The sequence below is a fragment of the Streptomyces flavofungini genome (genome assembly GCF_041028215.1).
Classification (GTDB): domain Bacteria; phylum Actinomycetota; class Actinomycetes; order Streptomycetales; family Streptomycetaceae; genus Streptomyces; species Streptomyces flavofungini_B.
The window spans coordinates 1-13,838 of the sequence record NZ_JASKYR010000146.1 but is presented as its reverse complement, the minus strand read 5'-3'; the positions used below and the strand labels follow the sequence as shown (position 1 = coordinate 13,838).

General features: G+C 71.9%; 9 protein-coding genes. 5 read left to right on the top strand and 4 right to left on the bottom strand.

Features of this window, described 5'->3' with window-relative positions; genetic code table 11:
* On the bottom strand, positions 1-1,242 hold a 1,242-nt coding region (locus AB8Z36_RS12985), incomplete at its 3' end, for a CoA transferase (protein ID WP_369213418.1).
* A 59-nt stretch (positions 1,243-1,301) separates the two neighbouring features.
* On the opposite strand from AB8Z36_RS12985, the gene AB8Z36_RS12980 reads away from it, so the two are divergent.
* The 3 genes from AB8Z36_RS12980 (at position 1,302) to AB8Z36_RS12970 (ending at position 7,871) form a co-directional block, all read left to right on the top strand.
* On the top strand, positions 1,302-1,706 hold the full coding sequence (locus tag AB8Z36_RS12980; protein WP_369213417.1) for an acyl carrier protein: 405 nt from the start codon (positions 1,302-1,304) through the stop codon (positions 1,704-1,706).
* 67 nt (positions 1,707-1,773) lie between these two features.
* Entirely contained in the window at positions 1,774-6,291 is a 4,518-nt protein-coding gene (locus AB8Z36_RS12975; protein ID WP_369213416.1) for a type I polyketide synthase, read from the top strand.
* Positions 6,288-7,871: a long-chain-fatty-acid--CoA ligase gene (locus AB8Z36_RS12970; protein ID WP_369213415.1), complete on the top strand. Its 1,584-nt coding sequence runs from the start codon at positions 6,288-6,290 to the stop codon at positions 7,869-7,871. The genes AB8Z36_RS12975 and AB8Z36_RS12970 overlap by 4 nt, the downstream gene beginning before the upstream one ends.
* An 85-nt stretch (positions 7,872-7,956) precedes the next feature.
* Here the strand turns inward: AB8Z36_RS12970 and AB8Z36_RS12965 are convergent, their stop codons facing one another.
* The 3 genes from AB8Z36_RS12965 to AB8Z36_RS12955 form a co-directional block, all read right to left on the bottom strand.
* Positions 7,957-9,411, bottom strand: a complete 1,455-nt coding sequence (locus AB8Z36_RS12965) for a flavin-containing monooxygenase (RefSeq protein ID WP_369213414.1) — start codon at positions 9,409-9,411, stop codon at positions 7,957-7,959.
* 1 nt (position 9,412) lies between these two features.
* A complete protein-coding gene (locus AB8Z36_RS12960; RefSeq protein WP_369213413.1) occupies positions 9,413-10,348 on the bottom strand; it encodes a helix-turn-helix domain-containing protein in 936 nt (311 codons plus the stop codon).
* Between the two features lie 313 nt (positions 10,349-10,661).
* Positions 10,662-11,528: an AfsR/SARP family transcriptional regulator gene (locus AB8Z36_RS12955; RefSeq protein WP_369213412.1), complete on the bottom strand. Its 867-nt coding sequence runs from the start codon at positions 11,526-11,528 to the stop codon at positions 10,662-10,664.
* A gap of 458 nt (positions 11,529-11,986) precedes the next feature.
* Here AB8Z36_RS12955 and AB8Z36_RS12950 point away from each other — a divergent pair, with 458 nt between their 5' ends.
* The gene (locus AB8Z36_RS12950) at positions 11,987-12,985 is read left to right on the top strand and encodes an LLM class flavin-dependent oxidoreductase (RefSeq protein WP_369213411.1); all 999 of its coding nucleotides are present in this window, start codon (positions 11,987-11,989) and stop codon (positions 12,983-12,985) included.
* Positions 12,982-13,758, top strand: coding sequence for a thioesterase II family protein (locus AB8Z36_RS12945; protein ID WP_369213410.1), 777 nt, complete (start codon positions 12,982-12,984; stop codon positions 13,756-13,758). The genes AB8Z36_RS12950 and AB8Z36_RS12945 overlap by 4 nt, the downstream gene beginning before the upstream one ends.
* Positions 13,759-13,838: the final 80 nt, after the last annotated feature.

The window sequence follows — 13,838 nt, the reverse complement described above, 5'->3', positions numbered from 1 at the left end:
GTTGGAGACGCCGGCGAGGGAGACCCGTACCTGGTAGCTGCCGCCCTCGCGGGCCCGGCGCAGGACCGCGCTCATGACGCCCGCGGAGGCGAGGTAGGCGGCCAGGTAGTCGTTGAGCATCCGCCCCGGCGGCAACTGGGGCCGCCCGTCCTGCCCCTCGCTCCAGTTGACGCCGGTCAGGGCCTGGGCGTGCTGGTCGAAGCCGCCGCGCTCCTGCCAGGGGCCGCTGTGTCCGTAACAGCGCACCGAGACATGGATGATGCCGGGGTTGATCTCGGCGATCTCCTCGGGGCTGAGACCGAGCCGGGCCATCTTCGAGGGCCGGTGGTTGTGCACGAACACGTCGGAGGAGCGCAGGAGTTCATCGAAGGTGCGGCGGCCCTCACCGGAACCGTCGGCCTCCGGCTTCAGCGCGAGCCGGGCCGAGCGCAGGCCCACACCGGTCTCGTTCCAGCACAGATCGTGGTCGAAGGCGTTCGGCTCGCACACATGCAGGACGTCGGCGCCCTGTTCGGCGAGGACCCGGCCGGCCGCGGTGCCCGCGAAGACATGGGTGAACTGCAGGGAGCGCAGCCCGGACAGCGGCTGGGCCCCGGCAGGCAGCGGGCGCGGCGGGGCGTCGCCCACGCGCTCGACGGAGACCAGGGGTTCGGCGAGCACGGCCTTGCCCTGGGGGTGGGCCAGGAACTCCTCCCGGCTGCGGACGATCGCCAGCGGAACACCCCGCGCGGCCGCCTCCTCCTCAAGATCCCAGGAGACACGGCCCGCGATGGCCGCGCCGATGCGCTCGCGGGTGTGCGCGGTGCCGAGCAGGTCGAGGAAGGTGTCGCGGGTGCTGGGATAGCAGGCGATCGGGATGGCCCAGCGGTCGTCGGCGGTGCGGTACAGGTCCCACAGGGCGGGGGCGGGCCCGCCGTCGAGCCCGAGGACGCTGCCCATGTTCGAGCCGTAGCCGTTCAGGGTGTTGCCGCCGCCGAGATAGGGCGTGAGCTGGTGCAGCGCCTGGCCCAGATCGAGGCCGAGGCGCTGCGGGCGGCCCGTCGCGGTGTGCCAGATCTGTGCCGCGCCGACGGCGGCGGAGAGCAGGGCTATGCCCATGGCCGAGCCGAGGCGGATGGTGGACGGCACCAGCGGGTCCTGGCCGCTCACCACGAGTTCGCTGACGGCCTCCTCCCGGGAGAGACCCAGCGTCTTGAGTGTCCTGTCTAATTCATCGATCACGTCGAATTCGTTTGCATTCATGTCAGGGAACATAGCACCGATTCGACGTCGGTAAACCGGCCGCAGCATATTTCCGTGGCGTGTGCAGGAAAGTGCCGGACGCCGTGTGGGGCCGCCATCAGTGGGCTATCAGTTCACTATCAGGCAGGGCTGTTTCGATTGCCGGGAAGCAGTCGATTCGTAGAGAGGCGGTGACGTGGGTGTCGCAAGATTTTCTCACGGAAGGGCAGTTGGGGCTCCTGCCGGAGTTCGAGCGTCGGGAGCTCGTCGAGGAAGCGGTGGTCGGTGAGTTCAGGAGCGCCCTTTTCATGACCGACGACGAGGAGTTCCCGCTGGACGTGGGCTTCCTCGACCTGGGGCTCACGTCTCTGCGGCTGAGCGAGGTGAAGATCGTCCTGGAGCGGAAGCTGGGGCGCGAGATTTCCACGGCCGCGCTATTCGGTCACCCCACCGCCGGTCAGTTGATAGACCATCTCTGTGCGTGAGCTGTTCTCTGACCGGAGGGAATAAATGTCGGAGCAATCGAGTCCTACGGCGGCTGAGTTTGCCGCCGTGATAGCCCAACTGCGGAGCAAGGAGGAAGAGCTCGCGGCCCTGGAGCGCGAGAAATACGAACCCATAGCGATCGTGGGAATGGGCCTGCGCATTCCCGGCGGCAACAATGATGTGGACACGTTCGCGGAATTCCTGCGGGAGGGGCGGTCCGGCATCGGGCCGCTGCCGCCGGGGGAGCGCCGCCAGATGGCCCCGGAGACCGGCCGGGCCGAGGGCGCGGACGACAGTGCGGCCGAGGGCCCGGCCGAGGGCGCGGACGATAACTGGCCGCGTGGCGGCTTCGTCTCCGACGTCGACCGCTTCGACGCCGCCTTCTTCTCGGTGTCACCCAAAGAGGCGCCCTACATCGACCCCCAGCAGCGGCTCGCCCTGCACACGGCCTGGGAGGCCCTCGAACACGCGGGCATCGACCCCACCTCCCTGCGCCACGGTGACACCGGCGTGTTCATGGGCGTCACCACCCTCGACTACATCTTCGAGTCCACCGACCTCGCCCCCGCCGACCTCGACGGCTACCTCGCACCCGGCCTCACCCACAGCGCGGTCTCGGGCCGCATGTCGTTCTTCCTCGGCCTGCGCGGACCGTGCATGACCGTCGACACCACCTGCTCCTCCTCACTGACCGCCACCCACCTCGCGGTGCAGGCCCTGCGCGGCGGCGAGTGCGGCGTCGCGCTGAGCGGCGGCGTCAACGTCATCCACAACGCGCAGAACCACACCATCCTCTCCCTCGGCGGAGTGCTCTCGCCCGACGCGCAGTGCAAGACCTTCGACGAGCGCGCCAACGGCTACGCGCGCGCCGAGGGCTGCGGCGTCCTCGTGCTCAAGCGGCTCTCCGACGCGCGCCGCGACGGCGACACCGTGCACGCCGTGATCCGCGGCTCCGCGGTCGGCCAGGACGGCGAGAGCGCGGGCCTGGTGGCGCCCAACGGCGCCGCCCAGGAACAGGTCATGCGCTCCGCCCTCGCCCGGAGCGGCCTTGAGCCCGCCGACATCCAGTACGTCGAGGCACACGGCACGGGCACCGCGCTCGGCGACCCCACCGAGATGGACGCCATCAGCGACGTCTTCGCCGAGTCCCACACCCACGACCGCCCCATGGTGGTCGGCTCGCTGAAGACGAACATCGGGCACATGGAGGGCGCGGCCGGTGCGGGCTCCCTCATCAAGGCGGTGCTCCAGCTGCGGGAGAAGACGATCTTCCCGCACCTGAACCTGGTCAACCCCTCCAAGCGCATCGCCTGGGACGAGGCCCCCGTCACCGTCCCGACCGAGGTCCGCCCCTGGCCCGCGGCCGACACCGGACGCGCCATGGTCAACGGATTCGGGGTGACCGGCACCATCGCCTCCGTCATCCTGGAGGAGGCCCCCGCCGAACTCCCGGCGGAGACGGACGCGGCAGGGACACGCCCCAGCGCCGTCCTCACCCTCTCCGCCAAGAGCCGCACCTCACTGCGGCGCCTCGCCGAGCGCCACCTCGACCACCTGGCACGGCACCCCGGCACCCCCCTCGCCGACCTGTGCCGCACCTCCAACACCGGCCGCGCCCACTTCCGTCACCGCATCGCCGAAGTCGTGGGCGACCGGGACGCCGCCGTACGGGCACTGGGCAGGCGCGTCACGGCCCTCGCGGAAGGCGCCGCCCGCGGCGGCTCGACGGGCGCCCCCAAGGTGGCGTTCCTCTTCTCCGGCACGGGCACCCAGTACCCCGGCATGGGCGCCGCGCTCTACCGGCAGTACCCGGTCTTCCGCGCCGCGCTCGACGAGTGCGACGCCATCCTCACCCCGCTGCTCGGACTCCCGCTGGGCGAGCTGGTGCGCGGCGAGTGCGAGGCACCCGAGCGCATCCACGAACCACGTTATCTCCAACCGGCGTTGTTCAGCCTCGAATACGCGATGGCCCGGCTCTGGCTGTCCTGGGGCGTGCGCCCCTCGGTCCTGATGGGCCACAGCCTGGGCGAGTTCGCCGCCGCCGCGGTGGCCGGACTCTTCTCGCTCCAGGACGGCGCCCGTCTTGTGGCCGCCCGGGGCCGCCTGAGCGAGGCGGTGCGCAGCAAGGGCGGCATGGCCGCCGTCGGCGCCCCGGCCCACGAGGTCGCTCCGCTCCTCGATGACTACCCGGACCTGTCCGTCGGCGCGGTCAACGGCCCCGGCCAGTCCCTGCTCACCGGCGGCAACGCGTCGCTGGCGGACGCGGGCCGCCGCCTCGCCGAACGCGGCGTGAAGGTCACTCCGCTGCGCGGCGCCGTGCCCTACCACTCACCGCTGATGGCCGAGATCGTCGACGAGTTCCGCGCGGTGCTCGCCACGGTCGACTTCCGGGCGCCCACCATGGCCGTGGTCTCCAACGTGACCGGGCGGGTGGCGCGCGGGCGGCAGATGGCCGACCCCGAGTACTGGATCAGGCACCTCCTCGAACCGGTGCAGTTCGAGGCCGGGGTCCAGGCCGTGAACAAGCGCGGACGGCACGTCTTCGTCGAGCTCGGCCCCTCGGCCGCGCTCACCGCACTGGCCAGGACCTCCGCCGGTGAGGCGGACCACGTGTGGCTGAGCAGCACCTTCCGTGACGACCACGACGGCGACATGATCCGCAGGTCGCTGGCGAAGGCGTACGAGGCCGGTGTGCCGGTCTCCTGGGCGGGCTACCACGAGGGCGCGCCCCTGAACCGGGTCCCGCTGCCGACCTACCCCTTCGACGGCAAGCGGTACTGGCTGCCCACCAAGCAGCGCCGCGCCGCCGAGGCCGCCTGGCAGGCCGAACGCGACCCCGAGGGCGGACAGAGCGCGAGCGGCCTCTACTACGAGCAGCACTGGGTCACCCAGGACCTGCCCGCCACCCGGCGGGAGGGACGCCGCGTCCTGGTGACCGGAGACACCGCCAGGCTGCCGCGCGAACTCGCCGAGAAGGCCGCCGCCGAAGGTGTCACGCTCACCGTCGCCGCCGACCGGCGGGCACTGGCCGAGGCACTGAAGGGCGAGCGGCCCACCGACGTGTGCTGGCTGTGGCGCACCGGCGGCGACGCCACCGCGCCGGACGCGCACGACGCCGCGGCCCGGCTGCGCGCCGAGTGCGAGACCAACTACCGCGACCTGCTCGCCGTACTGGACACCCTGGCCCGCGAGGGCTTCGGCCGCGGCCAGCGGCTGTGGCTGGTCAGCGAGGGCGCCCAGCACCTGCCGGGCGACAAGGGCACCACCCCGGCGGCCGCCGCCACCCTGTGGGGCTTCGGCCGCGCCCTGGGCACGGAGTTCCCCGGCTACCGGGTGACCCTGGTGGACCTGGAGCCCGGCACCGACGACGGCACCGGTCTGGTGGGGGAGTGGCTCGCGGCCGGGGAGAGCGAACTGGAGATCGCCCACCGCGACGGCGGGCGCACGGTGCGCAGGCTGCGCACGGCCGACCCCGTGCCCGCGGCCTCGCGTCCCCTCACCATCCGGCCCGACCGCACCTATGTCGTCGCCGGAGCCACCGGCATGGTCGGTGCGGCCCTCACCCGCCGCCTCGCCGCCCTGGGCGCCCGCCGCCTGGCGCTCCTGAGCCGCACCGGAGGCCCGGCCCCCGACCTCGGCGACGGTGTCACGGCGAGCGTCCACGCCTGTGACCTGGGCTCCGCCGACGACGTCTCCCGCGTCCTCGCCGAACTCGCCGCCGACGCGCCGCCGGTGGGCGGTGTGGTGCACGCGGCCCAGGAGGCGGCGCAGGACCTCCCGCTGGCCCAGCAGACCTGGGAGAGCCTGGACGCCGTCTTCCGTACGAAGGTCTACGGTGCCTGGCTGCTGCACGAGGCGACCGCGGAACTGCCCGAACTCGACTTCTTCCTGGGCTGCTCCACGGCGGGAGCCCTGCTCGGCGCGGCCACCCAGACCGGCGCGGGCGCGGGCAACGCCTTCCTCGACCACCTCATGGCCCAGCGCGGAGGCGCGGGTCTGCCCGCGACCGCCGTCAACTGGGGCCCCTGGGCGCCCAAGGACCCGGCCCGCCGGCTCAGCGCCTCCCTGGTGCGCAGCTGGGAGGGCCAGGGCATCACCCTCCTGGAACAGGACGAGGCCGCGGAGGCGCTGCCCGCACTCCTCGACGCGGGGCGCGGCCAGGTACTGATGGGCCACTGCGACTGGAACCGCTTCGTGGCCCGCAGGTCACCCAGCGCGCTCTTCGCGGACCTGGTCACCGGCTCCGCCGCCGGGGGACAGACCGACGTCGGCGCCCTGGCCGACGCCTCCGGGGCCGCCCGCTCGGCCGGGATCAACGCGATCGTACGGGCCCGGCTCGCGGACGTCCTGCGGTTCGAGTCGGCCGAGGACGTGGAGCCCGACGCCGAACTCGCCGACCTCGGCATGGACTCGCTCAACTCGGTCGAGATCCGCAACGCCCTCGAAGCCGCGTTCCGGGTCACCCTGCCGGCGTCCATCACCTTCGACCGGCCCAGCGTGGACCTGCTCAGCGCATACATCGAAGAGCTGCTGTCCGGTGCCGACGCACCGGCGCACGAGGCAGAAACGGGAGCACACCGATGACCACCGCCCTCCGCTCGCGGACACTCGTCGAAGTGATCGACCGGCAGTCCGCACTCCGGCCCGACCAGCCCGCCGTCGTCTGTTCCGGACGCAGACTCACCTACCGGGAACTGGACCGGGAGAGCGCGCGCACGGCCCAGGTGCTGCGCGAGGCCGGGGTCGCCCCCGGCTCCCGCGTCGGCTATCTCGGCAAGGAGGCCGTGGAGTACTGGGAACTGGCCTTCGCCTGCGCCCGGACGGGCGCCGTCCTGGTCCCCGTCAACTGGCGCCTGACGGCCCTTGAGGTGGACCACATCCTGCGCGACTCCACCACCGAGGTGCTCCTGGTGGACGAGGAGCACCTGGCGGTCGCCGCCGAGGTCCGGAAGAACCTGCCCACGCTGCGGACCCTGCTGTGCCTGGACGCCGACGCCGAGGGCGCCGACTCGCTGGCCGCCCGCAAGCGCGCGGTGTCCGACGGCCCGGCCCCGGCGGCCTTCGACGGCGAAGCCGACGCGGACGCCGCGAACAGGGCCGTCGTGCAGATCTACACCAGCGGAACCAGCGGCCTGCCCAAGGGTGTCGTCCTGCCCCACCGCAGCTTCTTCAACGTCGCCGAGGCGATGGAGGAGGGCGGCCTGGACTGGCTGGACTGGAAGGACGGCGACCGCAGTCTGATCGGCCTGCCCGGCTTCCACATCGGCGGCCTCTCCTACGGCATGCAGGCCTTCAACGCCGGTGCCACGGTGGTCTCCCTGCCCGCCTTCCTCAGCTCCGACGCGGTCCGCGTGATCGAGGAGGAGCAGGTCACCACCGCCATCGTGGCCCCCGCGATGCTGGAGCTGATGCTCGCCGAACCGGCCGCCGCCAGGGGCGCCCTCGGCACCCTGCGCAAGGTGGTCTACGGCGGCTCCCCGATCGGCGAGGAACTCCTGAGCCGGGCGATCGACGTCCTGGACTGCGACTTCCTCCAGATCTACGGCAGCAGCGAGACCGGCAACTTCGCGGTCTGTCTGCCTCCGGCCGACCACGTCCCCGGCAGCCCGCTGCTGCGCGCCGCGGGCCGCCCGTACCCCGGTATCGAGGTGCGTGTCGAGGACCCCGAGGGCCGTGTCCTTCCCGCCGGGGAGGTCGGGGAGATCTGTGTGCGCACCCCCGCCCGGATGCTCGGCTACTGGCGGCTGCCCGAGGCCACGGAACGCACCGTGGTCGACGGCTGGGTGCACATGGGAGACGCCGGTTTCCTGGACGAGGACGGCTATGTGCACGTCCGTGACCGCGTCAACGACATGATCATCGTGGCGGGCGAGAACGTCTACCCGGCCGAGATCGAGGACGCCCTCGCCCGGCATCCCGCCGTGGCGGGCGCGGCCGTGGTGGGCCTGCCGCACGAGCGCTGGGGCGAGTCCGTGCACGCCCGCGTGGTCCTGGCACCCGGCCAGCAGGCCGGCGCCCGCGACCTGCTGCTGTTCCTGCGCGGCCGGCTCGCGGACTTCAAGATGCCCACGTCCTACGACTTCGCCGATGCCCTGCCGCGCAACCCCAGCGGCAAGATCCTGCGCAGGGCGGTGCGCGACGAGCTCGCCGCCGCGAAGAGCTGACCGGCGCACCAGGACACGGCGGTGGGSCSCCCCCTCACCGAGGGGAGCGGGCCACCGCCGTGTGCGGATCACGTGGTACGAGGACTCACTCGACGTAGTCCTCGGGAGTGAAGACGGCCGTGCGCTCGCGGTAGGCCTCGATGCTGGAGGACCAGTTGTTGACCACGCGGCCGGCGTCGTTGGTGTACCAGTTGCCGCAGCCGGAGGCGAAGGCCGTGCCCGCGAGGTCGCGCTGGAGCTGCTCGTTGTAGCGCCGCTGCACCTCGGGGTCGACGTCCAGGGTGCGGTCCCGGCCGGTGTCCAGGGCGCCGAGGGCCTGGAGCACGTAGTCGATCTGGCTCTCCACCATGAACAGGATCGAGTGGTGACCCAGGTTGGTGTTGGGGCCGTACAGCATGAACATGTTGGGGAAGCCGCTGACCGAGACGCCGAGGTAGGCCTCGGGCCCCTCCTTCCACGCCTCGCGCAGCGTCATCAGGTCACGGCCGACGATCTCCACTCCGCCGGTGGTGTCGAGGGGCTGGAAGCCGGTGGCGTGCACGATGACATCCACCTCGTGCAGGTGCCCGTCCGCGGTGCGGACTCCCTCCGGCTCGATCCTGGTGATGGACTCCGTCACCAGGTCGACGTTGTCGCGGGACAGCGCCGGGTAGTAGTCGTCGCTGATCAGCACCCGCTTGCAGCCGAAGGCGTAGTCCGGGGTGAGCCGGTCGCGGAGGGGTTCGTCGGCGATCTGGGCGCTCAGATGCTCGCTCGCCACCTGCTGGAACTGCTCCCGCACCGGGTTGCCGTCGTCGCGCAGTCCGGCGGCCCAGCCGTCCCGCTCCTGGTAGAGCTGCTCGCGCAGCGTGGCGTAGCGGTCGGGCTCGGCGAGCAGCGCGGCGCGCTCGTCGTCGGTGAGGGCCTGGTCCTGCCGCGGAAGCAGATAGTTGGCGGAGCGCTGGAACACCGTGAGGCGCTCGGTGGCCCCGGCGATGGCGGGCACCAGTTGGACGGCGCTGGCCGCGCTGCCGATACAGGCGACCCGCTTGCCCGTCAGGTCGAGGTCCCCGGGCCAGCGCGCGGTGTGCACCTGCGTCCCCGCGAAGCTGTCCACGCCCTCGATCCGCGCCCAGGCGGGACGGTTGAGCTGCCCCCAGGCCGTGATCAGGGAGCGGGCCCGCAGCCGCTCACCGCGGGCGGTGCTCAGCAGCCAGCGGCCCTCGTCGTCGGACCACGTGGCCCGGGTGACCTCCACGCCGAGACGGATGTGCTCGTCCAGCTCGTGGCTCGCGGCGAACCGTTCGAGGTTGTGCAGGATCTCCGGCTGCCCGGCGTAGGTGCGGCTCCAGTCGGGCTGCTCGCCGAAGGAGTACCAGTACAGGTGGGACTGCACGTCGCAGGCCGCGCCGGGGTAGGTGTTGTCGCGCCAGGTGCCGCCGATCGAGCCGGCCTTCTCCAGGACGGTGAAGTTCCGCCGTCCGGCCTGCTTGAGACGGGCGGCCATCCCGAGGCCCGACATCCCGGCGCCGATGATGACGACCTCGAAGTCCTCGTCCATATCATCCCCTTGGTAGTGGCTCTTCCTCCGACCACCCTGGCCAGCGCTCCTGATCGGCGGCTGAGAGGCCGCTGACGGACCGTCCGGCGGCGCCCTGGCGGGCCCGTGGCCGCGCCCGCAGGGACCGCAGTCCGGCGGAGGTCGCGGCGTCGGCGGGCAGCAGCGTCGCCACCGCGAGCTCGGAGACGGCGACGTCGGCGAAGGCGTTGAACGTCATCACGGTGGAGATGAAGGAGAGCGTCCGGCCGCCCCGCACGATGCGCAGCGGCAGCGCGTAGGGGAACTCGAACACGCCGTCGGCGCCGCTCGCCTGCTGGTGGCCCTGGCGCGCGGCCGACGGCACGGGGTAGCCGCTCACCTCCTGGTACAGCGCCTTCAGGGGGGCCGATCCCGTCCGGGTCAGATGGCGGCGCAGGCGGCCGAGGAGGTGCTCGCGCCAGGCACCCTGGTCGGGCATGAGGGGCGCGAGGCCCTGCGGGTGCAGGAGCAGCCGCAGGAAGTTGGCTGGCGGGCGCAGGAGTTCGGGGGAGACGTCACCCACCAGGGCCCCGAAGGTGCGGTTGGCCTCGACGATGCGGTACTGGTCGTCGAAGACCAGGACCGGGTGGGGTTCATGGGCGGCGACCAGGCGGCGTAATCGCCGCTGCACGACGCCCGGGGCCGGGCCGTCCATGCTCGACTCCGGGTAGTACGGGGCGAATCCGGCGGCGACCAGCAGGACGTTGCGCTCCCGCAGGGGCAGGTCGAGGTCGGCGGCGAAGCGGAGCAGGACCTCCATGCTGGGGCGGGCGCGGCCGGTCTCGACGAAGCTGAGGTGCCGGGCGGAGCAGCCGGCGCGCGAGGCCAGCTCCATCTGGCTGACACCGCGCCGGTTCCGCCATTCCCGCAGGAGTGTTCCGACGCTCGGACTCTCTCGGTGCATGAGTTTCGATGTCATACATCCGAGTGTTCGTCCTCGAACAGATAAGCGCAATAGTGCACTTATTTGCATTGCCCCAGAAAATGGCAGAGCAAATGCATCGCCACGCGCGGGCGACGGGTAGCGAGCAGGGAGAGAAATGCGCGACTTCCGTCTTCCTTCTCATTTCCTCACCTGCTGCGGATTCTGCTCACGGGATATTCTGCTGGAGCGCACTGACGCGCTGCTGACGCCCCTGGGGTGCGGACGGACGACGAGGCTGCGGCAGCGCGCCCCGGGGGAGTCCGGGCGTGCTGCCGCAGCCTCGTGGCGGGCGCGGCTCGCGGGCCGGTTACGCGGGCACGGCCGCGTCCAGCGAGGGTGCCTGGTTGAGGATCTCCCGCAGCCGCTCGCGCAGCTTCAGCGAGGGCTCCACGCCCAGTTCGCTCGCCAGTCTGCGCCGCGTGCTGTCGTAGGTCTCCATCGCCTCGGCCTGCCGGCCCGTCCGGTACAGGGCCAGCATGAGCATCTCGGTCAGGCGCTCCCGCCAGGGGTGGATGGTGCGCATGCGCTTCAGCTCGCTGATGCTGTGCACCGGGTCCATGAGCTGCATCTCCAGCCAGAGCCTGTCCTCGATGGCGCAGAGCTGCTCCTCCTCCAGGGCCAGCGCGACGCTCTGCGCCATCGGCCCCTGGACGACGTCCTGGAAAGGCTCGCCGCGCCAGAGGGCGAGCGCCTCGCCGAGCAGCCGGTGCGCCTGGGCGGGGTCCTCCCGGGTGCAGGCGCGGGCCTGGCCGGTCAGCCGGCGGAAGGCCGCCGCGTCGGTCTGCGCGCCGCCCAGCTCAAGGACGTACCCCGAGGAACGGGTGAGCAGTTCGGGCGAGGGGCCGCCGGGCAGTGCCGTCTGCTGGAGGGTCCTGCGCAAGCGGTAGACGTGGGCCTGGAGGGAGTTCTCGAAGGTGGGCGGCGGGTTCTCGCCCCACAGCTCGGTGTAGAGCTGCTCGGCGGAGAGCTGGCGGCCGGGGCTCACCAGGAACGCGGCTAGCAGGGTGCGCTGCCGGTTGCCGCTGACGCCGTGGTTGCGGTCCCCCGAGCGCACCTCCAGCGGGCCGAGGAACGCGAAGACCTGACCGGTTTCCCGGGCGCCCGGCGCGTGGGGCCCGGAGGGCAGCGGCGTGCCGTCGTTCCGGCCGGCATCGTCGAACTGCGAATAAGCCATCACTTTCTCCTCCTACCGGGTGCACGATTCCTTTAATTGACCCCGGCACTAAGCGTCACCGCAAGTGCTTGAAAGTGGGAACCGTCGGTTCCGCGCCACTGCGAGTTCGTTGCAGCAAAGCCCAGGTGCGTACATAATCTCGGGACGGACGCGGGCATGTCGGACAGTTTGCAAGCTTGTTTTACATCGATGTACGTAAATCATTGGCCATCACTCATGGCTTGTTCCGGCGCGACGGTTACCGTGGGTCAATTACTTCCGAGGTAATGGACGGGCTCCGGACGGCGCCGGACCGCTCATGGCCGTCGGCCCAAGGCACGGGCGGACAACGCGGCGTGATCCGTGCCCGTTTGGCGCCTCCGGCCGCCCGCTTTCACCCGACGATCAGGCATCTGTCAGGTGCGGCTGCTTGTCTCGCAGGAACCGCCGGCCACGACGATCCGAGAAAGAGGTGCGCGATGGGGGCTGCCGCCCGTCCGCCACTGCGTGTGGGGGTCCTGCTGCCCACCAGGGAGCAGGCCATCCTCGGCGAGTACAGCGTCTCCCCACTGCTCGACTTCGCGCGACGGGCCGAGGAGCTCGGCTTCGACTCGCTGTGGACGGGTGACTCGCTCACCGCACGCCCCCGGCTCGACCCCCTGGTGGTGCTGTCCGCCGTGGGCGCGATCACCCGCCGGGTGCACCTGGGCACCGCGACCCTGACCCCGGCACTGCGGCACCCCCTCGTGGCCGCCAACATGGCGAGCAGCCTGGACCACGTCAGCTCGGGGCGGCTCGTCCTGGGAGTGGGCTCCGGTTTCCCCTCGTCGGAGACGAGCGAGGAACTGGCCGCCGTCGGCGCGCCGCTGGCCGACCGCGCCGACCGGCTCGACGAGATCACCGCACTGTGGCGGACGGCCTGGTGCAGCACCCGGCCCGGCGCCCCCAACCGCTTCGCGGGGCGGCACTGGCAGGCGGAGGGCCTCGACCGCCTCATCTGCCCCGCCGCGCCCGACGGCCCCCCGCTGTGGCTCGTCGCCGACGACACCGCCCGGGTACTGGAACGGGCGGCCCGCCGCTACGACGGCTGGCTGCCGTTCCTCGCGTCCGCGGACGCCTACGCCCGCGCGCGCGGACGCCTGGAGCACCTGTGCCGCCGCGCGGGACGGCGCGCCGACGCGGTGATCCCCGCCCTGTACCTGACGGTCACCGTCGGCCCCGACGAGCGCCGGGCCAGGGTCGAGCTCGACGACTACCTGGAGCACTGCTACGGCCGCACCCTGCAGCAGATGTCCGCCATCCAGGCCTACGCGTGGGGCCCGAGCGAGCGCTGCGCGCAACACCTCGCCGACTATGTGCGGGCGGGCGCCCGCCACATCGTGCTCCGCATCGGATCACTGCGGCCGGAGACACACCTGCGGGAGATCGCGGACGTCATCATGTCCAAGGCCCGCCAGACGGATCAGGAGAGCGCATGACCACCACCGGCAGCATCCGACGCACCCGCTGGTTCACCACGAGCGGGGCCGACCCGAACGCCGACGTCCAGGTGTTCCTGTTCCCGCACGCCGGCGGCACCGCCCCCGCCTACCAGGCCTGGGGCGCCACCCTGCCCTCCAGCATGGAAGTGCGCACCTTGCAGCTCCCCGGCCGTCAGGAGCGGTTCGACGAGCAGCCCTTCACCGATGTGGAACCGCTCCTCGACGCCCTCCAGGAGGCCTTCGAGGCCGAGCTCGACGGCCGCCCCTACGTCCTGTTCGGTCACAGCTTCGGCGGCATGCTCGCCTACCGGCTGTCGGTGGCCGCAGCGTGGAACGGCCTGCCCGAGCCCGAGCTGCTCGCCGTGTCCTCCTGGGCGCCGGGCCTCGGCTGGGCCGCCGAACTGGCCCAGGTCGCCACCATGTCGGACGGTGAACTCCTCGCCCGAGTCGCCGAACTCGGCCTCCTGACGGAGGGCACGTCACTCGACGCCGCCACCCTGGCCTCGATCATGCCCGCGATCCGCGCCGACTTCCTCGCCGCGGGCAGCCTCGACGAGGACGGCGAACCCGCCCCCTGCCCGGTGGCGGCCTACGGCGGCGAGTCCGACCCCATCGTCCCGCCCGGCTCCCTGTCCGTCTGGGCCGAGCACACCACGGACTTCCTCGGCACGACCCAGTCGCCTTCGGGCCACTTCCACCTCTTCGACGACGCGGCGGCGGTGCAGTACAGCCTGGAGCGCCAGGTGCGGAAACTGCGGGCGCGGGGGTGAGGAAAGCCCGCGCGACCGCGACACCGAGCGTCGGTCACCCGGCGGGGTGTCCCGGCCCCGCCGTCACCACCCCCCTGAGC